Here is a 17742-nt window from a genome sequence, read left to right on the forward strand (position 1 = left end):
CCGGCCCCGACCCCGCGCGGCAGCGCCAACCGTCAGCGCCTGCGCGGCGCCAGGTCCGCCACACGGGCCGTCGGGGCCTCCCCGAGCGGGACCGCGCTGCGCAGCTGCGGAGGGCCGGGCGGGCCGCCCTGGACCGGGCCCGGCGGCTGGCCGGGGCCCAGGGGATGGGTGCGGCGCTGGCCCGGCAGCGGGACGTCACGGCGACGGGCCCGCTCCACCGCCTCCCCGCCGCCCGGCATCCCCGCCGCCCCAGCGGGCCCGCCGACGGCGGCGCCCGGCCCGGCGACCGAGATGTGCACCCCCTGGTCGGCGAGGGCCTGCAACTCCGTGCCGGCCCGCTCGTCGTGGCCGGGCGGCTCGTCCGTCACCAGCCGGGTGATCACATCCGTGGGCACCGTCTGGAACATCGTGTCGGTGCCCAGCTTCGTGTGGTCCGCGAGCACCACGACCTCCGCCGCGGCCTGCACCAGCGCCCGGTCCACGCTCGCGGAGAGCATGTTGGACGTGGACAGGCCGCGCTCGGCGGTCAGTCCGCTGCCCGACAGGAAGGCCCGGGTGACCCGCAGCCCGTGCAGGGACTGCTCGGCACCGCTGCCCACCAGGGCGTAGTTGGAGCCGCGCAGGGTGCCACCGGTCATGACGACCTCGACCCGGTTGGCATGGGCCAACGCCTGGGCCACGAGCAGGGAGTTGGTCACCACGGTCAGTCCCGGTACGCGCGCGAGCCGGCGGGCCAGCTCCTGCGTGGTCGTACCGGCGCCGACGACGACGGCCTCGCCCTCTTCGACGAAGCTCGCCGCGAGATCGGCGATGGCCGTCTTCTCGGCGGTCGCTAGATGGGATTTCTGCGGGAAGCCGGACTCGCGGGTGAAGCCGCCCGGCAGCACCGCACCGCCGTGCCGGCGGTCGAGCAGTCCTTCTGCCTCCAGTGCCCGCACGTCCCGCCGTACGGTCACTTCGGAGGTCTGGACGACACGGGCGAGCTCACGGAGCGAAACCGCCCCGTTGGCCCGCACCATTTCGAGGATCAATTGACGACGTTCTGCAGCGAACACGAAACCGACAGTAACGCCAACAGCCATCCGTTTTCAGCAGGTTGCAGCAATTAACGGAAGTTGTCCGCTACGCAACGCGCGAAGTGGTATAGGAGCGGCGGGAGATCACGGTGCGCCACCGCTCCCCCGCCGCGCCCCGTACGGGCCGGGGCCGCGCCCGCGCTACGCCTCGCGCTGCGCCTGCTGCATACCCCTGGTGTGCAACTGCCGTGCCACCTCGGCCAACGAGCCGGACAGCGAGGGGTACACGGTGAACGCGTTCGCGATCTGCTCGACCGTGAGGTTGTTGTCGACCGCAATCGAAATGGGGTGAATCAGTTCGCTCGCACGGGGGGCGACCACGACACCGCCGACCACGATTCCCGTTCCCGGACGGCAGAACATCTTCACGAAACCGTCCCGGATGCCCTGCATCTTGGCACGCGGATTCCGCAACAGCGGCAGCTTCACCATACGGGCGTCAATGCGGCCGGCGTCGACATCGGCCTGGGTGTACCCGACCGTCGCAATCTCCGGATCCGTAAATACGTTCGCGGATACCGCCTTGAGATTGAGCGGGGCCACCGCGTCACCCAGGAAGTGGTACATCGCGATCCGCCCCTGCATCGCCGCGACCGAGGCGAGCGGCAGCACCCCGGTGCAGTCGCCGGCCGCGTAGACGCCCGGGGCGCTGGTGCGCGAGACGCGGTCCGTCCAGATGTGCCCGGACTCCTTCAGCCGCACCCCGGACTCCTCCAGCCCGATGCCGGCCGTGTTCGGGATCGAGCCCACCGCCATCAGGCAGTGCGTACCGGTGATGACACGGCCGTCGGCGAGCGTCACCTCCACCCGGTCCCCGACCCGCTTGGCGGACTGCGCGCGCGAGCGCGCCATCACGTTCATCCCGCGCCGCCGGAAGACGTCCTCCAGCACGGCCGCCGCGTCCGGGTCCTCGCCCGGCAGCACCCGGTCACGGCTGGAGACCAGCGTCACCTTCGAGCCCAGCGCCTGGTACGCGCCCGCGAACTCCGCGCCGGTGACACCGGAACCGACCACGATCAGCTCCTCGGGGAGCTCGTCGAGGTCGTAGACCTGCATCCAGTTCAGGATCCGCTCGCCGTCCGGCTGCGCGTCCGGGATCTCCCGGGGGTGCGCCCCCGTCGCGACGAGCACGGCGTCGGCGGTGAGCGTCTCCTCGGTGCCGTCCGCGGCCCGCACGACGACGTTGCGCGAGCCGTCCGGGTTCTGGTTCGGCTCCAGCCGGCCACGACCGCGCAGTACGCGGGCACCCGCACGGGTGACAGAGGCGGTGATGTCGTGCGACTGGGCCAGCGCCAGACGTTTGACGCGGCGGTTGACCTTGCCCAGCTCCACCCCGATGAGCCGGCTCTCGGCCGGGGCCTCCTCGCCGACCGAGATGCCCAGCTCCTCGTGCGAGGAGTCGAAGGTCGTCATGACCTCGGCCGTCGCAATGAGCGTCTTCGACGGCACGCAGTCGGTGAGCACCGACGCCCCGCCCAGACCGTCGCAGTCGACGACGGTCACCTCCGCCCCGAGCTGAGCGGCCACCAGCGCCGCCTCGTAGCCGCCGGGTCCGCCACCGATGATCACGATCCGAGTCACGTACTCCATTGTCCCGCACCCATCAAAGCGACTTCTTCCGGGGCCCCGTGGCGGGCGTTCCTGCCGGATCCCGCCGGATCGCCGGTGATTTCCCCGGGTCTGTCCCCAGGAAATCCGTACGAGGACCGGCCGGAGGTTCAGGACGAACCTCCCTTCGAGCCTGCCATCCCAAATGCCGTCCCGCCTCACTCCCGTACCCTCGGAACCATGTCGCTCTACGCCGCCTACGCCGGCAACCTCGATGCGCGGCTGATGTCCCGCCGCGCGCCCCACTCCCCGCTGCGCGGGACCGGCTGGCTCAACGGCTGGCGGCTGACCTTCGGCGGGGAGCAGCTGGGCTGGGAGGGCGCGCTGGCGACGGTCGTCGAGGAGCCCGGCTCCCAGGTCTTCGTCGCGCTCTACGACATCGCCCCGATGGACGAGGAGTCGATGGACCGCTGGGAGGGCGCCGGCCTCGACATCTACCGCCGGCTGAAGGTGCGCGTGGACACCCTGGACGGCGAGGAGCCGGCCTGGATCTACGTCCTCAACGGCTACGAGGGCGGCCTGCCCTCCGCCCGCTACCTCGGCGAGATCGCCGACGCCGCGGAATCGGCGGGCGCCCCGCACGACTACGTCATGGAACTGCGCAAACGGCCCTGCTAGCCGCAGGGGCAGCGGATTCCCGGCGCGCCCGGAACCTTGGGCGCACCGGCGGCGACCGCCCCTCTCCGAGGGGCTCCACCAGCACCGCGCAGCCCGGCCCCGCACGAGCAACCGGCCTGCCAGTACCCCGGCGGCAGCCGGCGCACTCACGGGCTCCACCAGCACCCGGAACACGCGCAGTCCGACCCCGCACGGGCAACCGATCTGCCGGTGCCCCGGCGGCAGCCGGCCCACTCCGACGGTCTCCACCAACACCCGCAGCACTGCGCAGCCCGCCCCCGCACAAGCAACCGGCCTGCCCCGGAACCACCGCCCCCCTCCGACAGGCTCCACCAGCACCCGCAGCACCGCGCAGCCGCCCCCACACGGGCAACCGGTCTACCGATGCCCCGGCGCCAGCCGGCCCGTTCCGGGTGACCCGGACCCTGCCACGCGCGCAGCGCAACCGCACCAGCCCCGACAAAAGCCACAAGGCAACAATCCGAACTCCGTCACCAAGCACATCTACGCGCGTAGGCAAAGAGCCGCTACCCTCGACGGCGTGAACGCTTCAGTTACTCCGGACCTCCAGGCCGACCCGTACGCCGCGGCCGACGCCGCCGCCGCCCGTCTGCGTGAGCTCACGGGCGCCGAGACCCACGACGTCGCCCTGGTCATGGGCTCCGGCTGGGTCCCCGCCACCGATGCCCTCGGTACCCCCGAGGCCGAATTCCCGGTCACCGAGCTCCCCGGCTTCTCCGCCGCCGCCGTCGCGGGCCACGCGGGCACGGTCCGCTCGTACAAGGTGGGCGAGAAGCGCGCGCTCGTCTTCCTCGGCCGTACCCACTACTACGAGGGCCGCGGCGTCGCCGCCGTCGTGCACGGGGTGCGCACCTCCGTCGCCGCCGGCTGCAAGACCGTCGTGCTGACCAACGGCTGCGGCGGCCTGCGCGACGGCATGCGCCCGGGCCAGCCGGTGCTGATCAGCGACCACATCAACCTCACCGCGACCTCCCCGATCGTCGGCGCGAACTTCGTCGACCTCACCGACCTGTACGCGGAGCGCCTGCGCACCCTGTGCAAGGAGGTCGACCCGACCCTCGAAGAGGGCGTCTACGCGCAGTTCCCCGGCCCGCACTACGAGACCCCGGCCGAGGTCCGCATGGCCCGCACGCTGGGCGCCGACCTCGTCGGCATGTCCACCACGCTGGAGGCCATCGCGGCCCGCGAGGCGGGCGCCGAGGTCCTGGGCATCTCCCTGGTCACCAACCTGGCCGCGGGCATGACCGGCGAGCCCCTCAACCACGAGGAAGTGCTCCAGGCCGGCCGTGACTCGGCCGTGCAGATGGGTGCCCTGCTCGCCCAGGTGCTGCCCAAGCTCTGACGGTCCCGCCGCACGCGGCGGCGTATCCCGCGCACACCCATCACACCCCCGTACGGAGTACGGGGGTGTGATTTGCGGTCCCGGCGACCGGGCACCCAACTGCAAGACTCGAACCCTCCGGAGGAGACACCGTGGAGCGAGACCTCATCACGCGAGCCAAGTCCTGGCTGGCCGAGGACCCCGACCCCGAAACCCGCGCCGAACTGGCCGCGCTGCTCGAAGCCGGAGACGCCGGGAACACAGCCGAGCTCGAAGCCCGCTTCGCGGGCACCCTGCAGTTCGGCACGGCCGGACTCCGCGGCGAGCTGGGCGCGGGTCCGATGCGCATGAACCGCGCCGTGGTCGTCCGCGCCGCCGCGGGTCTCGCCGCGTACCTCAAGAAGCAGGGCCACACCAACGGCACGGTCGTCATCGGCTACGACGCCCGGTACAAGAGCGCGGACTTCGCCCGCGACACCGCCGCCGTCATGGTCGGCGCGGGCCTGAAGGCGGCACTGCTGCCCCGCCCGCTGCCCACCCCGGTGCTGGCCTTCGCCATCCGCCACCTCGGCGCGGTCGCCGGCGTCGAGGTCACCGCGAGCCACAACCCGCCGCGCGACAACGGCTACAAGGTCTACCTCGGCGACGGCTCCCAGATCGTGCCCCCGGCCGACGCCGCCATCGCCGCCGAGATCGCCGCCGTGGAGAGCCTGGCGGACGTGCCGCGCCCGGACTCCGGCTGGGAGACCCTGCGCGAGACGGTCGTCGAGGCGTATCTGGAGCGCACGGACGCGGTACTGACCAACGGCTCCGCCCGCGACGTCCGCGTCGTCTACACGCCCATGCACGGCGTCGGCCTGTCCACGCTGACCGCCGCCTTCGCCCGGGCCGGCTTCCCCGCGCCCACCGTGGTCGCCGAACAGGCCGAGCCCGACCCGGAGTTCCCCACCGTCTCCTTCCCCAACCCGGAGGAGCCGGGCGCGATGGACCTGGCCTTCGCCACCGCGCGCGAGGCCCAGCCGGACATCGTCATCGCCAACGACCCGGACGCGGACCGCTGCGCCGTCGCCGTGCCCGCCCCGGAGACCGTCGAGGGCTGGCGGATGCTGCGCGGCGACGAGGTGGGCGCGCTGCTCGCCGAGCACCTGGTGCACAAGAAGGCGCAGGGCACCTTCGCGACGACGATCGTCTCCTCCTCGCTGCTCTCCCGTATCGCCGGGGCCGCCCCCGACGTCGCCTACACGGAGACCCTGACGGGCTTCAAGTGGCTCGCGCGCGCCGACGGCCTGCGCTACGCCTACGAGGAGGCGCTGGGCTACTGCGTCGACCCGGCGGGCGTGCGCGACAAGGACGGCATCACCGCCGCGCTGCTCGTCGCCGAACTGGCCGCCGAGCTCAAGGAGTCGGGCCGTACGCTCTCCGACCTGCTGGACGACCTGGCCGTCGAGCACGGTCTGCACGCGACCGACCAGCTCTCGGTGCGGGTGGAGGACCTGTCGCTGATCTCGTCCGCGATGCGCAGGCTGCGCGAGCAGCCGCCGGCCGCGCTGGCCGGCCTGCAAGTGGTCTCCGCCGAGGACCTGTCCCGGGGCTCGGAGTCGCTGCCGCCGACCGACGGCCTGCGCTACCACCTGAGCGGCGACGCGGACGGCACGGTCTCGGGTGCCCGCGTCATCGTCCGCCCCTCCGGCACCGAGCCGAAGCTCAAGTGCTACCTGGAGGCCGTGGTCCCGGTCGCGGACGCCACGGCCCTGGCAGCGGCCCGCACCCGCGCGGCGGAGTGCCTGGCGGCCATCAAGGTCGACCTGTCCCGCGCGGCGGGCATCTGACGGACGGGAGGGGCCGGGACGCGCGCAGGGCGGCCCGCCCCTTCAGCGGTTCCGGCCACCCCTCCCACGGGAGGGGCCGGGACGCGCAGGGGTGGTGGCCAGACGTAAAGCGAAGCAGTCTGGCCACCACCCCGGAGCGGCCCGGCCCCGGCACCACGGACGGCGCGCGGCAAACAACGAAAGCGGCCGACAGCCGGAACGCAGGACCGCACCCGCACCCGCACCCGCACCCGCAGGATCAACCGACCCCCAACAACACCCCAAGCAGCACCAACCCCACCAAGCACGGCACCAGCACCTCATAAGCCCACCGCACCTGAGGCACAGACGCCCCCCGGGCACCCTCGCGCGCAGCACCCCGCGAAGCCAGCTCCCGCAACTCCTCCACCGCCTGATCGGACGGCGCCCTCAACGCTTCCCCGGGAGCAAGGGAACCGAAAGCGGCAGAAACGGGCGTACGCCCAGAGGTATCCGCCGCAGCAGCACGGACCTGCCGCCGCGCCGCGGCCTTGCGCTTGCGCAGCGAGACGGGAATCGCCCACAGCTGGTACGTACGCCCCGCCGCGAGCACCTCGCTGGAGTACCCGGCGCGCACCCCCTCGACGCACTCCCACGGCAGCGTGATCGTCCGGAACGGATTGCGCACCAGCAGCCGCACAGCACTCGCCCGCACCACAGGCCGCAGCGTGAAGGCGACGACGAGCGGCACGACGGCGAGCAGCCCGGCCAGCGCCAGCCACGGCACGTTCCCGCTGCCTGTGAGGACCGCGTCGCCGCCGAGCCAGCCGGCGAGCGCGAGCAGCAGCACGCCTCCGGCGATTCCGGCGGGAGAGCGGTAGCGGCGCTCGGCGTGTGCCTGGTCGTCGTCCGTCGTGGGGAGGTTGCCGGGGCTCGTCATGGGGCAGATTGTGCCCCACGGCCCCCCGGTGCCCACCCGGTACGGCCGGGGCGAGCGCCGCCCGGATACAGGCCCGCACCGGGGGGTGACACCCGCTACGCGCGTAGATATGCTCATCCGGTGACCATGCCCACCACAGTTCCCGCGCGCGGCAACGACGCCGCCGAGCGACTGGCGGAGTTGGCGGACGTGACCGCCTCCGACAGTGCGCTGCGCCGCTTTCTGCACGGACTCCCGGGAGTCGACGCGGTCGGGCTGGAGGCCCGGGCCGCGGCGCTCGGCACCCGCTCGATCAAGGCCCAGGCGAAGGCGTACGCCATCGACCTGGCGATCTCGATGATCGATCTGACGACCCTGGAGGGGGCGGACACCCCGGCCAAGGTCCGGGCGCTCGCCGCGAAGGCCGTCCACCCCGACCCGACGGACCGCGGCACCCCGCACACGGCCGCGGTGTGCGTCTATCCCGACATGGTGGCGACGGCGAAGGCCGCGCTCGCGGGCACGGACGTGAAGGTGGCCTCGGTCGCCACCGCGTTCCCCGCCGGCCGCGCCGCGCTCCCGGTGAAGCTCGCGGACACGCGCGACGCGATCGCCGCCGGGGCCGACGAGATCGACATGGTCATCGACCGGGGCGCCTTCCTGGCGGGCCGCTACCTCGACGTCTACGAGGAGATCGCGGCCGTCAGGGCGGAGTGCGGCGACCGGGCCCGGCTGAAGGTGATCTTCGAGACGGGCGAGCTGTCGACGTACGACAACATCCGCCGCGCGTCGTGGATCGGGATGCTCGCGGGCGCCGACTTCATCAAGACCTCGACCGGCAAGGTCGCGGTCAACGCCACTCCGGCGAACACCCTGCTGATGCTGGAGGCGGTGCGCGACTTCAGGGCGCAGACGGGTGTCCAGGTGGGTGTGAAGCCGGCCGGCGGTATCCGTACCACCAAGGACGCGATCAAGTTCCTGGTCCTGGTCAACGAGACCGTGGGCGAGGAGTGGCTGGACAGCACGTGGTTCCGTTTCGGTGCCTCCAGCCTGCTGAACGATCTGCTGATGCAGCGGCAGAAGCTGAGCACCGGTCGCTACTCCGGTCCCGACTACGTCACGGTGGACTGATCCATGGCTTTCGCATACGCACCCGCTCCCGAGTCGCGCGCGGTCGTCGACATCGCGCCCTCCTACGGGCTGTTCATCGACGGCGAGTTCCGCGAGGCGGCGGGCGGCAAGGTCTTCAAGACCCTCAACCCGGCCTCGGAGGAGGTCCTCTCGGAGGTCGCGCACGGCTCGGCGGAGGACGTGGACCGCGCGGTGACGGCGGCCCGCAAGGCCTTCGAGAAGTGGTCGGCGCTGCCGGGGTCGGAGCGCGCGAAGTACCTCTTCCGTATCGCCCGGATCGTCCAGGAGCGCTCGCGCGAGCTGGCGGTGCTGGAGACGCTGGACAACGGCAAGCCGATCAAGGAGACGCGCGACGCCGATCTCCCGCTGGTGGCCGCGCACTTCTTCTACTACGCGGGCTGGGCGGACAAGCTCGACCACGCGGGCTTCGGCCCGAACCCGCGCCCGCTGGGCGTGGCCGGCCAGGTCATCCCGTGGAACTTCCCGCTGCTGATGCTCGCGTGGAAGATCGCCCCGGCGCTGGCGGCGGGCAACACCGTCGTCCTCAAGCCCGCCGAGACCACTCCGCTGTCGGCGCTGTTCTTCGCGGACATCTGCCGGCAGGCCGGGCTGCCCAAGGGCGTCGTCAACATCGTCACCGGTGACGGGGCGACGGGCGCGGCGCTGGTCGCGCACGAGGGGATCGACAAGGTCGCCTTCACCGGTTCGACGGCGGTGGGCAAGCAGATCGCCCGTACCGTCGCGGGCAGCGACAAGAAGCTGACGCTGGAGCTGGGCGGCAAGGGCGCCAATATCGTCTTCGACGACGCGCCGGTCGACCAGGCGGTCGAGGGCATCGTCAACGGCATCTTCTTCAACCAGGGCCAGGTGTGCTGCGCGGGTTCGCGGCTGCTGGTGCAGGAGTCGGTCCACGACGAGCTGATGGCGGCCCTCCGGCGCAGGCTGTCGACGCTGCGGCTGGGCGACCCGCTGGACAAGAACACCGACATCGGCGCGATCAACTCCGCCGAGCAGCTGGCCCGGATCACCGAGCTCGCCGACAGCGGCGAGGCGGAGGGCGCCGAGCGCTGGTCCCCGTCCTGTGAACTGCCTTCCTCCGGCTACTGGTTCGCGCCGACGGTGTTCACGAACGTCACGCAGGCGCACCGGATCGCCCGCGAGGAGATCTTCGGCCCGGTGCTGTCGGTGCTGACGTTCCGCACGCCGGGCGAGGCGGTCGCGAAGGCCAACAACTCGCAGTACGGCCTGTCGGCGGGCATCTGGACCGAGAAGGGCTCGCGGATGCTGGCGGTGGCGAGCAAGCTGCGCGCGGGCGTGGTGTGGGCCAATACGTTCAACAAGTTCGACCCGGCCTCGCCGTTCGGCGGTTTCAAGGAGTCGGGCTTCGGCCGCGAGGGCGGCCGCCACGGTCTGGAGGCGTACCTCGATGTCTGAGTCTGCTGCGCGACTGAGCGTCTTCAAGACCTACAAGCTGTTCGTCGGGGGCAAGTTCCCCCGGTCCGAGAGCGGGCGGGTGTACGAGGTGACCGACGCAAAGGGCGAGTGGCTCGCCAACGCCCCGCTGTCCTCCCGCAAGGACGCCCGGGACGCGGTCGTCGCGGCCCGCAAGGCGTTCGCCGGCTGGAGCGGCGCGACGGCCTACAACCGCGGTCAGGTGCTCTACCGCGTCGCGGAGATGCTGGAGGGCCGCCGCGAGCAGTTCGCCGCCGAGGTCGCGGCAGCCGAGGGGCTGTCGAAGGCGAAGGCCGCGGCGCAGGTGGACGCGGCGATCGACCGCTGGGTGTGGTACGCGGGCTGGACCGACAAGATCGGCCAGATCACCGGGGCGGCGAACCCGGTGGCGGGCCCGTTCTTCAATGTCTCCGCCACCGAGCCGACGGGTGTGGTCGCGGTGCTCGCGCCGCAGGAGTCCGCGCTGCTCGGGCTGGTCTCGGTGCTGGCCCCGGTGATCGCCACGGGCAACGCGGCCGTGGTGGTGGCCTCGGAGCGGGCCCCGCTGCCGGCGCTGTCGCTGGGCGAGGTGCTGGCCACCTCGGACGTGCCGGGCGGGGTGGTGAACGTGCTCTCGGGCCGTACGGCCGAGATCGCTCCGACGCTGGCCGCGCACCAGGACGTCAACGCCCTGGACCTGGCGGGTGCGGACGCGGAGCTGGCCAAGGAGCTGGAGGTCGCCGCGGCGGACAACCTCAAGCGGGTGCTGCGGCCGCAGCGCGTGGACTGGGCGCGCACCCCGGGCACGGACCGGCTGACGGCGTTCCTGGAGACGAAGACGGTCTGGCACCCGACGGGTTCGCTGGGCGCGGGCGGCTCCTCGTACTGAGGCGGCTCGTACTGGCGGCCTCACGACGTGCGAAGGCGGCTCCCCGCGAACGGGGAGCCGCCTTCGCGCGTCGGGGCCGGGCCGTCAGCCTGGCAGCAGGGTCGCGGCGTCGGTGACCAGCGGCAGTTCCCCGATGGCGTCGCCCTGGGCGAGCGGGCCGGTCAGGTCCGAGGTGTCGAGCAGTTGCACGTCCTCGACCTGGGTGTTGACGGAGTTGCTGAGCGGGTCGGTGCCGGTGCCGGCCAGTGGGTCGAGCTGCAGGGTCTTCAGGCTGCCGAAGGCGCCCTTGGCGCCCTCCTCCAGGGCGATGTCGGTGCCGGTGAAGGCCGCGCCGAGCGAGGTGTCGCCGAACACGACCCGGGGGGCCTTGGGTTCGGCCGCCTGCGCGGTCGTGGCGCCCGCGCCGACGAGCGCCGCTCCCGCCGAGACGGACAGCCCCAGGCGCATCAGCGGACGGAGGGCGGTGGGATGGGTGGGGGCGGAGCGTGCGTGTCGTGCGTGCGAGGCCATGGCCACCTGCCGGGTCGTGAGGTACTGGTCGGAACGAATGCGCAGCGTAGTTGAGTGGTGACGCCACGCGCATCCTCCGACCCGGGGGGATCCCCCGTGCGGCCCAATGCCTCACACTGGTGTTCCGTGACTCCTCACTTGTCCCCCGCGCGCGTGATCCTGCTGACCGGCCCCTCCGGCTCCGGAAAGTCCTCCCTGGCGGCCCGTACCGGGCTGCCGGTGCTGAATCTCGACGACTTCTACAAGGAGGCGGGCGACCCCACCCTGCCGCTGCTCGCGGACGGTTCGGGGGCGGACTGGGACTCGCCGCTGTCCTGGGACGCCCGCGCCGCGGTCGCCGCGGTCGAGGAGCTGTGCCGCACGGCCCGTACGACCGTGCCGCGCTACGACATCGCGAGCAGCTCCCGCGTGGGCGAGACGACGCTGGACATCGGGCGCACCCCGCTGTTCATCGCCGAGGGCATCTTCGCGGCCGACATCATCGGCCCGTGCCGCGAGTCGGGGGTGCTGGCCGACGCGCTGTGCCTGCGCGGCCGTCCCGCGACGACCTTCCGCCGCCGGCTGGCGCGCGATCTGCGCGAGGCCCGCAAGCCGGTGCCGTACCTGCTGCGCCGGGGGCTGCGGCTGATGCGCGCGGAGCGCGGCATCGTGGCACGGCAGACGGCGCTCGGCGCGTTCGCGTGCGGCCGGGACACGGCGATGGGCCGGATTGCTGCCGCGGCCGCCGGACGCCGTGAGAGTGTGCGTATCTGATCGCCTGATCGCCTGCCGGTCAGTTTCCGTTCGTACAGTTTCCGTCCGCATCGCCCGGGAGGGGCCATGCCGAAGATCCACACCTACGAGACCACGGTGAACTGGACGGGCAACCAGGGCTCCGGGACCAGCGACTACCGCGCCTACGGCCGGGACCACGAGGTCCGCGCGCCCGGCCGTCCCGTGCTGCTGGGCAGCGCCGACCCGGCCTTCCGCGGCGACCCGGCCCGCTGGAACCCCGAGCAACTGCTGCTGGCCGCGCTCTCCGAGTGCCACATGCTGTCGTATCTGCACCTGTGCGCGACGGCGGGCGTCGCCGTCACCTCCTACACCGACGACGCGCACGCCACGATGGCGACCACCGCCGAGGGCGGGCACTTCACCGAGGCCGTGCTGCGGCCGCGCGTCGAGGTGGCCTCGGCGGAGTCGGTGCGCACCGCGACCGAGCTGCACGAGGCCGCGCACCGCGCCTGTTTCGTCGCGAGTTCGGTGAGCTTCCCCGTGCGGCACGAGCCGGTCGTCACCGTGCGCCGCGCCTGACCGGCCCGCGGCGCACGGTGACGTGCGAGAGCGGACCGGCCGGGCCCCCCTCCGGCCGATCCGCTCCCTTTTCTCCCCCGGGTTCCCCCGTTGTTCCCCCGGTTCTCTCCCCCGTGCGTCCCCCGTGTCCGTGGGGTCCTTCGTCAGGCCACCAGCTCGCCGAAGGACTCGCGGACGCTCCGCTCGGCGGAGCCGATGGCCTCGTCGTCGCGCAGGCGGCGCAGCGAGCGCCAGATGCTGCTCTTGACGGTGCCGACGCTGATGTCGAGGATCTCCGCGATCTCCGGGTCGGTGCGGCCCTCGTAGTAGCGCAGGACGAGCATCGTGCGCTGCAGCTCGGGCAGCCGGGCCAGCGCCTGCCACAGCACCGCGCGCAGCTCGGTGCCGCGCATCGCGTCCGTCTCGCCGGCCGTCTCCGGCAGCTCCTCGGTCGGGTACTCGTTGAGCTTGCGCCGGCGCCAGGCGCTGATGTGCAGATTGGTCATGGTGCGGCGCAGATAGCCGCCGACCGCGGCCTTGTCGCTGATCCGGTCCCAGGCGCGGTAGGTGGAGAACAGCGCGCTCTGCAGCAGGTCCTCCGCCTCGTGGCGGTCGCCGGTCAGGTGGTAGGCGGTCGCGTACAGGGCGGCGCGGCGCTCCTGGACGTAGGCGGTGAACTCGTCGTCCGTGCGCGCGGCCCGCGAGCCGGCCTGCCCGGCGCCGTCGGGCGCCTGGGCGGCGGCCGGGGCCTGCCCGTAGGTGGCGGCGTCGATGGCCACCATGTACGGCGGCCTGGTGCGTCCGGTGCCGCGGGCGCACCCCCGCCCGCCCACGGCACCGGACTTCTCCTGGCCCCGTCCGGCGTCGTGCAGGCGCGTGCGAATGACTGCGCTGGTCGTGGTGCTGTGCAGTGTGTTCATAACGCGCCCCCGTCGGTGGAGCCTGCTTCTGGCCGCTTGCTGGCCGGGCCCTGGTGCCGCCCGGTGAGAGACAGCCTGCCGGGCCAGTTTCATCGCGCTGTCAGCCGACTGTCACAGCCCTGCAACAGCCTCCGTGACGGGCCCGCGGGGCGCTCTTCGGTCGAACCACCGGCCGGTCGTAGGCCAGAATGGCCAGCGTGCCTTTCCTGTTGCTGATCGAGGACGACGACGCCATCCGCACGGCTCTCGAATTCTCGCTGTCCCGCCAGGGCCACCGCGTGGCGACGGCGGCGACGGGCGAGGACGGCCTGAAAATGCTGCGCGAGCAGCGGCCGGACCTGATCGTGCTGGATGTGATGCTGCCGGGCATCGACGGCTTCGAGGTGTGCCGGCGCATCCGCCGCACCGACCAGTTGCCGATCATCCTGCTGACGGCGCGCAGCGACGACATCGACGTCGTGGTCGGGCTGGAGTCCGGCGCCGACGACTATGTGGTCAAGCCCGTGCAGGGGCGGGTGCTGGACGCGCGGATCCGGGCGGTGCTGCGCCGGGGCGAGCGGGAGTCCAGCGACTCGGCGACGTTCGGCTCGCTCGTCATCGACCGGTCGGCGATGACCGTCACCAAGAACGGGGAGCACCTCCAGCTCACCCCGACCGAGCTGCGGCTGCTGCTTGAGCTCAGCCGGCGGCCGGGGCACGCGCTGTCGCGGCAGCAGCTGCTGCGGCTGGTGTGGGAGCACGACTACCTCGGCGACTCGCGGCTGGTGGACGCGTGTGTGCAGCGGCTGCGCGCCAAGGTCGAGGACGTGCCGTCCTCGCCGACCCTGATCCGTACGGTCCGCGGCGTCGGCTACCGGCTGGACGCCCCGCAGTGACGCCGGTACGGGCCCCGAAGGACCACGCAAGCGACGGCAGCTGAGACAGAGAGCGCACAGTGACACACGAGCCCGGTCGGGTACGGGGCTGGGCGGCCGTCGGCCGCCTGATGAGGCTCAGCATGCGGTGGATCAGCCTGCGGCTGCGGCTGATGCTGGTCTTCGCGCTGGTGGCGCTGGCCGCGGCGGTCTCCGCGTCGGCCATCGCCTACTGGCTCAACCGCGACGCGGTCCTCACCCGCACCCAGGACGCCGCCCTCGACGACTTCCGCAAGTCCCTTCAGGACAACACCGGTTCGCTGCCGCTGGCGCCGACCTGCCAGGAGCTGCAGGCGGCCGCCGACCGGATGGCGGGCACCTCGCAGAAGTACGAGGTGCTGCTGATCGGCAAGGCGCGCGGCGGCGCCGACTGCGCGGCGCCCTCCAACCGCGACCTGTTCACCCTCAAGGTCGTGCCGAGGTCGCTGCAGGCCGCGGTCGAGCGGGAGCGGCGCACGGACGAGTCGAACCGCTACCCGTACCACCTGTACTGGCAGCGGATCACCCTCGACGGCAAGCCGTACCTGGTGGGCGGCGCCAAGGTGATCGGCGGCGGGCCCACCGGCTATCTGCTGAAGTCCCTGGAGAACGAGCGCGCCGACCTCAACTCGCTGGCCTGGTCGCTGGGCATCGCCACCGGGCTCGCCCTGATCGGCTCCGCGCTGCTCGCGCAGGCCGCCGCCTCCACGGTGCTGCGGCCCGTGCAGCGGCTGGGCGACGCGGCGCGGCGGCTGGGCGAGGGCAAGCTCGACACCCGGCTGCAGGTCTCCGGCACCGACGAACTCGCCGATCTGTCGCGGACGTTCAACCGCACCGCGGAGGCGTTGCAGAAGCGCGTCGAGGAGCTGAGCGCGCGCGAGGCCGCGAGCCGCCGCTTCGTCGCCGACATGTCGCACGAGCTGCGCACCCCGCTCACCGCGATCACCGCCGTGACCGAGGTGCTGGAGGACGAGGCCGACAACCTCGACCCGATGATCGCGCCCGCCGTGCAGCTCGTGGTCAGCGAGACCCGCCGGCTGGGCACCCTGGTGGAGAACCTGATGGAGGTCACCCGCTTCGACGCGGGCACCGCCCGGCTCGTCCTGGACGACGTGGACGTCGCCGACCAGGTCACCGCCTGCATCGACGCCCGCGCCTGGCTGGACGCGGTGGAGGTGGACGCCGAGCGCGGCATCGTGGCCCGCCTCGACCCGCGCCGCCTCGACGTCATCCTCGCCAACCTCATCGGCAACGCGCTCAAGCACGGCGGTTCCCCGGTGCGGGTCTCGGTGCGCGAGAGCGGCGAGAGCCTGCGCATCGACGTGCGCGACCACGGGCCGGGCATCCCCGAGGACGTCCTGCCGCACGTCTTCGACCGCTTCTACAAGGCGAGCGCCTCACGGCCGCGCTCCGAGGGCAGCGGGCTGGGCCTGTCCATCGCCCTGGAGAACGCCCACATCCACGGCGGCGGGATCACCGCCGCCAACCATCCCGAAGGCGGCGCGGTGTTCACCCTCACCCTCCCCCGCGACGCCGCCGCCCTCGCCGAGGGCGGTGACCGTACGGACGGTACGGCGCGGGACGGCGCCGCCCCCGACAGCGCGCAGGAGAACGGACAGTGAAGACGGCCGCCAAGCACCGCGCCCTCGCGCTCGCCGGCGCCGCCCCGGCGCTGCTCGCGCTACTGGCCGGGTGCGGGATCCGGGGCACGGCCGTGCCCGTGGACGCCGGGCCCGCGCCCTCGCGCGCCTCCTGTGTCGTACGGTCCGGGGCGAGCCCGGCGCCGGGCGTGACGACGGTGACCGTGCAACTGGAGTGCACCTCGCAGCTGGTGCCCGTGACCCGGGAGGTGACACTACCGCGTCAGGCCGCGGGCGATCCCGTGGCCGTCGCGCGGGTCCTGCTGGAGCAGTTGCAGCGCACCCCGGCGGGCGCCGAGGCCGAGGCGGGGCTGACCACGGCCGTACCGTCGAAGCTGACCGTCGGCGGGCCGCGCGCCGGCGACCCGGCGGGGACGCTGCGCCTGGCCCGGGACCCGGACGAGCTGCCGCAGGTGGCGCTCGCCCAGCTGGTGTGCACGTTCGCCGGCACGGCGGCGGCGAAGGGCGGGCAGGCGGTGCTGCTGGGCGGCCCGGACGCCGACCGGCCGAAGAGCTACAGGTGCACGGAGGAGATGCGCGGCCACCCGGACACCGCCGAGATCAACACCTCTCCCGTCTCCTGACGTCACGCGTGGCCCGGCCCGTCCCCCGGGTCACGCACCCGCTCGCTCTGCGCGTCCGCCGTCGCGGCGTGTCGCCACTCTCCGTCGCCGCACGCGGAACCGCGCGCCGGGCGCACCGCGTCCTGTGGGGCGTGCAGGGTCAAGGTTCCGGCGGTACGCCCGCCCTCCGATGCCGCTACCGCGCCGCGGGCCGCGTGCTGCTCGTCGCCCATCTGCTGACGGTCGGCTGGCTGGCGCTGCGCCCGCTGACCGCGCCGTGGGTGTCGGCCGCGCACCTGGAGCCGCTGGCCACGATCCGGGCCGATCTGGCGCTCGCGCCCTGGGAGGCGGCGCGCGCGATCGGGGCGGGGGTGCTGCCGTTCGCGCCGCTGGGGGTGCTGCTGCCGTGGGCGCGCGGCCGCCTCGTGTCCTCCCCGCTGGGCTCGCTGACCCGTACGGTCTTCACCGCGGCGATGATCTCGCTGGTGCTCCAGGTGGTGCGCGGGGGTGTGGTGGGCCAGGTGCTGGATGTCGACGCGCTGCTGCTGAATGTCGCGGGGGTGGCCGCGCTGCACCTGGCGGTGGTGCCGGCGGTGCGGGCGAAGATCCGTCGCGGGACGGAGGGGGTCCGCCCCGGGAGGGAGAGTACGGGCCCTTTGGCCCGCCGCCGGGATGACGGGGTTCAGGGGGTGACCCCGACGATCCCCAGGGTCAGGATCGCCCCCTAGACCGACGCGCGGCACGGGTGCCGGGCCGTAGGTTTTTCCGTGTCGGGAGCCGCTCATCGGGAGTCGCTCCCCGGGCGCCGGTCACCCGCCGGTTCCGCCCGTGCCCCGCACCCACGACGAGGAGTCGTCCGCCATGTCCGCTCCGCTGGTCCGTCCCCGGGACAACAGGATGATCGCAGGCGTCTGCGCCGGGCTGGCCCGGCGCTTCGGGATGTCCGCACGGACGATGCGGATCTTGTTCGTGCTGTCCATCGTGCTGCCCGGCTCGCAGGTGCTGCTCTATCTCGCGCTGTGGCTGCTGCTCCCCTCCGAGGAGCAGCACCGTGCCTCGACGGCCTGGTGAGCCTGTGCGCGACGGCGGGCCGCACCCCTGGGTATCGGGGGGTGCGGCCCGCCGTCGCGGCACGGAGCCGAT

18 protein-coding genes are annotated in these 17742 nt (G+C 72.9%); 13 read left to right on the plus strand and 5 right to left on the minus strand.

Translation table 11 applies throughout. From position 1 onward, the window contains the following. Positions 1 to 32 precede the first annotated feature (32 nt). A complete protein-coding gene (locus ACFP1Z_RS02335) occupies positions 33 to 1019 on the minus strand; it encodes a DeoR/GlpR family DNA-binding transcription regulator (RefSeq protein WP_390314098.1) in 987 nt (328 codons plus the stop codon). A 198-nt stretch (positions 1020 to 1217) separates the two neighbouring features. Continuing rightward, positions 1218 to 2666: an NAD(P)H-quinone dehydrogenase gene (locus tag ACFP1Z_RS02340; RefSeq protein ID WP_390314005.1), complete on the minus strand. Its 1449-nt coding sequence runs from the start codon at positions 2664 to 2666 to the stop codon at positions 1218 to 1220. A gap of 198 nt (positions 2667 to 2864) precedes the next feature. Here ACFP1Z_RS02340 and ACFP1Z_RS02345 point away from each other — a divergent pair, with 198 nt between their 5' ends. The 3 genes from ACFP1Z_RS02345 to ACFP1Z_RS02355 all read left to right on the plus strand — a co-directional run bounded on the left by ACFP1Z_RS02345 (position 2865) and on the right by ACFP1Z_RS02355 (position 6473). Next, the gene (locus ACFP1Z_RS02345; protein ID WP_390314006.1) at positions 2865 to 3302 is read left to right on the plus strand and encodes a gamma-glutamylcyclotransferase family protein; all 438 of its coding nucleotides are present in this window, start codon (positions 2865 to 2867) and stop codon (positions 3300 to 3302) included. A 541-nt stretch (positions 3303 to 3843) separates the two neighbouring features. Next, positions 3844 to 4665 carry a purine-nucleoside phosphorylase gene (locus ACFP1Z_RS02350; protein WP_390314007.1) on the plus strand — a complete coding sequence of 274 codons (822 nt, stop codon included), beginning with the start codon at positions 3844 to 3846 and terminating at the stop codon, positions 4663 to 4665. A 131-nt stretch (positions 4666 to 4796) separates the two neighbouring features. Further along, entirely contained in the window at positions 4797 to 6473 is a 1677-nt protein-coding gene (locus ACFP1Z_RS02355; RefSeq protein ID WP_390314008.1) for a phospho-sugar mutase, read from the plus strand. Positions 6474 to 6711: 238 nt separating this feature from the next. On the opposite strand, the gene ACFP1Z_RS02360 is transcribed toward ACFP1Z_RS02355, so the two are convergent. Then, positions 6712 to 7371: a PH domain-containing protein gene (locus tag ACFP1Z_RS02360; protein WP_390314009.1), complete on the minus strand. Its 660-nt coding sequence runs from the start codon at positions 7369 to 7371 to the stop codon at positions 6712 to 6714. 120 nt (positions 7372 to 7491) lie between these two features. Between ACFP1Z_RS02360 and deoC the strand changes: the two genes are divergently transcribed. Genes deoC through ACFP1Z_RS02375 form a run of 3 tightly spaced genes read left to right on the plus strand, consistent with a single transcriptional unit; the run spans position 7492 to position 10801 of the window. Next, entirely contained in the window at positions 7492 to 8481 is a 990-nt protein-coding gene (gene deoC / locus ACFP1Z_RS02365; RefSeq protein WP_390314010.1) for a deoxyribose-phosphate aldolase, read from the plus strand. A gap of 3 nt (positions 8482 to 8484) precedes the next feature. Then, positions 8485 to 9915, plus strand: a complete 1431-nt coding sequence (locus tag ACFP1Z_RS02370) for an aldehyde dehydrogenase family protein (protein ID WP_390314011.1) — start codon at positions 8485 to 8487, stop codon at positions 9913 to 9915. Continuing rightward, on the plus strand, positions 9908 to 10801 hold the full coding sequence (locus tag ACFP1Z_RS02375) for an aldehyde dehydrogenase family protein (RefSeq protein WP_390314012.1): 894 nt from the start codon (positions 9908 to 9910) through the stop codon (positions 10799 to 10801). Before ACFP1Z_RS02370 ends, ACFP1Z_RS02375 begins: the two co-directional genes overlap by 8 nt. An 84-nt stretch (positions 10802 to 10885) precedes the next feature. Here ACFP1Z_RS02375 and ACFP1Z_RS02380 read toward each other — a convergent pair whose 3' ends face one another. Further along, positions 10886 to 11311, minus strand: a complete 426-nt coding sequence (locus tag ACFP1Z_RS02380; protein WP_390314013.1) for a hypothetical protein — start codon at positions 11309 to 11311, stop codon at positions 10886 to 10888. A gap of 126 nt (positions 11312 to 11437) precedes the next feature. Between ACFP1Z_RS02380 and ACFP1Z_RS02385 the strand changes: the two genes are divergently transcribed. Both ACFP1Z_RS02385 and ACFP1Z_RS02390 read left to right on the plus strand, forming a co-directional pair. Beyond that, complete coding sequence (locus ACFP1Z_RS02385) at positions 11438 to 12064, plus strand: uridine kinase family protein (RefSeq protein ID WP_390314014.1); 627 nt, start codon at positions 11438 to 11440, stop codon at positions 12062 to 12064. Positions 12065 to 12130: 66 nt separating this feature from the next. Further along, positions 12131 to 12604: an OsmC family protein gene (locus tag ACFP1Z_RS02390; protein ID WP_390314015.1), complete on the plus strand. Its 474-nt coding sequence runs from the start codon at positions 12131 to 12133 to the stop codon at positions 12602 to 12604. A 143-nt stretch (positions 12605 to 12747) separates the two neighbouring features. Here ACFP1Z_RS02390 and ACFP1Z_RS02395 read toward each other — a convergent pair whose 3' ends face one another. Continuing rightward, the gene (locus ACFP1Z_RS02395; protein WP_390314016.1) at positions 12748 to 13503 is read right to left on the minus strand and encodes a SigE family RNA polymerase sigma factor; all 756 of its coding nucleotides are present in this window, start codon (positions 13501 to 13503) and stop codon (positions 12748 to 12750) included. 197 nt (positions 13504 to 13700) lie between these two features. Here ACFP1Z_RS02395 and afsQ1 point away from each other — a divergent pair, with 197 nt between their 5' ends. The 5 genes from afsQ1 (at position 13701) to ACFP1Z_RS02420 (ending at position 17670) form a co-directional block, all read left to right on the plus strand. Next, a complete protein-coding gene (gene afsQ1, locus ACFP1Z_RS02400) occupies positions 13701 to 14378 on the plus strand; it encodes a two-component system response regulator AfsQ1 (protein WP_390314017.1) in 678 nt (225 codons plus the stop codon). A gap of 122 nt (positions 14379 to 14500) precedes the next feature. Then, complete coding sequence (locus ACFP1Z_RS02405; protein WP_390314018.1) at positions 14501 to 16018, plus strand: ATP-binding protein; 1518 nt, start codon at positions 14501 to 14503, stop codon at positions 16016 to 16018. Beyond that, positions 16015 to 16620 (plus strand): hypothetical protein, encoded by a 606-nt coding sequence (locus ACFP1Z_RS02410; RefSeq protein ID WP_390314019.1) that lies wholly within the window; start codon positions 16015 to 16017, stop codon positions 16618 to 16620. Before ACFP1Z_RS02405 ends, ACFP1Z_RS02410 begins: the two co-directional genes overlap by 4 nt. Before the next feature lie 131 nt (positions 16621 to 16751). After that, positions 16752 to 17327, plus strand: coding sequence for a VanZ family protein (locus ACFP1Z_RS02415; protein ID WP_390314099.1), 576 nt, complete (start codon positions 16752 to 16754; stop codon positions 17325 to 17327). A 133-nt stretch (positions 17328 to 17460) separates the two neighbouring features. Continuing rightward, complete coding sequence (locus tag ACFP1Z_RS02420; RefSeq protein ID WP_390314020.1) at positions 17461 to 17670, plus strand: PspC domain-containing protein; 210 nt, start codon at positions 17461 to 17463, stop codon at positions 17668 to 17670. Positions 17671 to 17742: the final 72 nt, after the last annotated feature.

It is taken from the genome of Streptomyces gamaensis (genome assembly GCF_042656465.1).
Taxonomy (GTDB): domain Bacteria; phylum Actinomycetota; class Actinomycetes; order Streptomycetales; family Streptomycetaceae; genus Streptomyces; species Streptomyces gamaensis.

What these genes read in the sequence shown, in the direction of transcription:
- ACFP1Z_RS02340 (WP_390314005.1), bottom strand. Translation starts at nt 2,666, where the DNA reads ATGGAGTACGTGACTCGGATCGTGATCATCGGTGGCGGACCCGGCGGC.
- ACFP1Z_RS02345 (WP_390314006.1), top strand. Translation starts at nt 2,865, where the DNA reads ATGTCGCTCTACGCCGCCTACGCCGGCAACCTCGATGCGCGGCTGATG.
- ACFP1Z_RS02335 (WP_390314098.1), bottom strand. Translation starts at nt 1,019, where the DNA reads ATGGTGCGGGCCAACGGGGCGGTTTCGCTCCGTGAGCTCGCCCGTGTC.
- ACFP1Z_RS02390 (WP_390314015.1), top strand. Translation starts at nt 12,131, where the DNA reads ATGCCGAAGATCCACACCTACGAGACCACGGTGAACTGGACGGGCAAC.
- ACFP1Z_RS02360 (WP_390314009.1), bottom strand. Translation starts at nt 7,371, where the DNA reads ATGACGAGCCCCGGCAACCTCCCCACGACGGACGACGACCAGGCACAC.
- ACFP1Z_RS02420 (WP_390314020.1), top strand. Translation starts at nt 17,461, where the DNA reads ATGTCCGCTCCGCTGGTCCGTCCCCGGGACAACAGGATGATCGCAGGC.
- ACFP1Z_RS02405 (WP_390314018.1), top strand. Translation starts at nt 14,501, where the DNA reads ATGCGGTGGATCAGCCTGCGGCTGCGGCTGATGCTGGTCTTCGCGCTG.
- ACFP1Z_RS02395 (WP_390314016.1), bottom strand. Translation starts at nt 13,503, where the DNA reads ATGAACACACTGCACAGCACCACGACCAGCGCAGTCATTCGCACGCGC.
- ACFP1Z_RS02370 (WP_390314011.1), top strand. Translation starts at nt 8,485, where the DNA reads ATGGCTTTCGCATACGCACCCGCTCCCGAGTCGCGCGCGGTCGTCGAC.
- ACFP1Z_RS02380 (WP_390314013.1), bottom strand. Translation starts at nt 11,311, where the DNA reads ATGGCCTCGCACGCACGACACGCACGCTCCGCCCCCACCCATCCCACC.
- ACFP1Z_RS02375 (WP_390314012.1), top strand. Translation starts at nt 9,908, where the DNA reads ATGTCTGAGTCTGCTGCGCGACTGAGCGTCTTCAAGACCTACAAGCTG.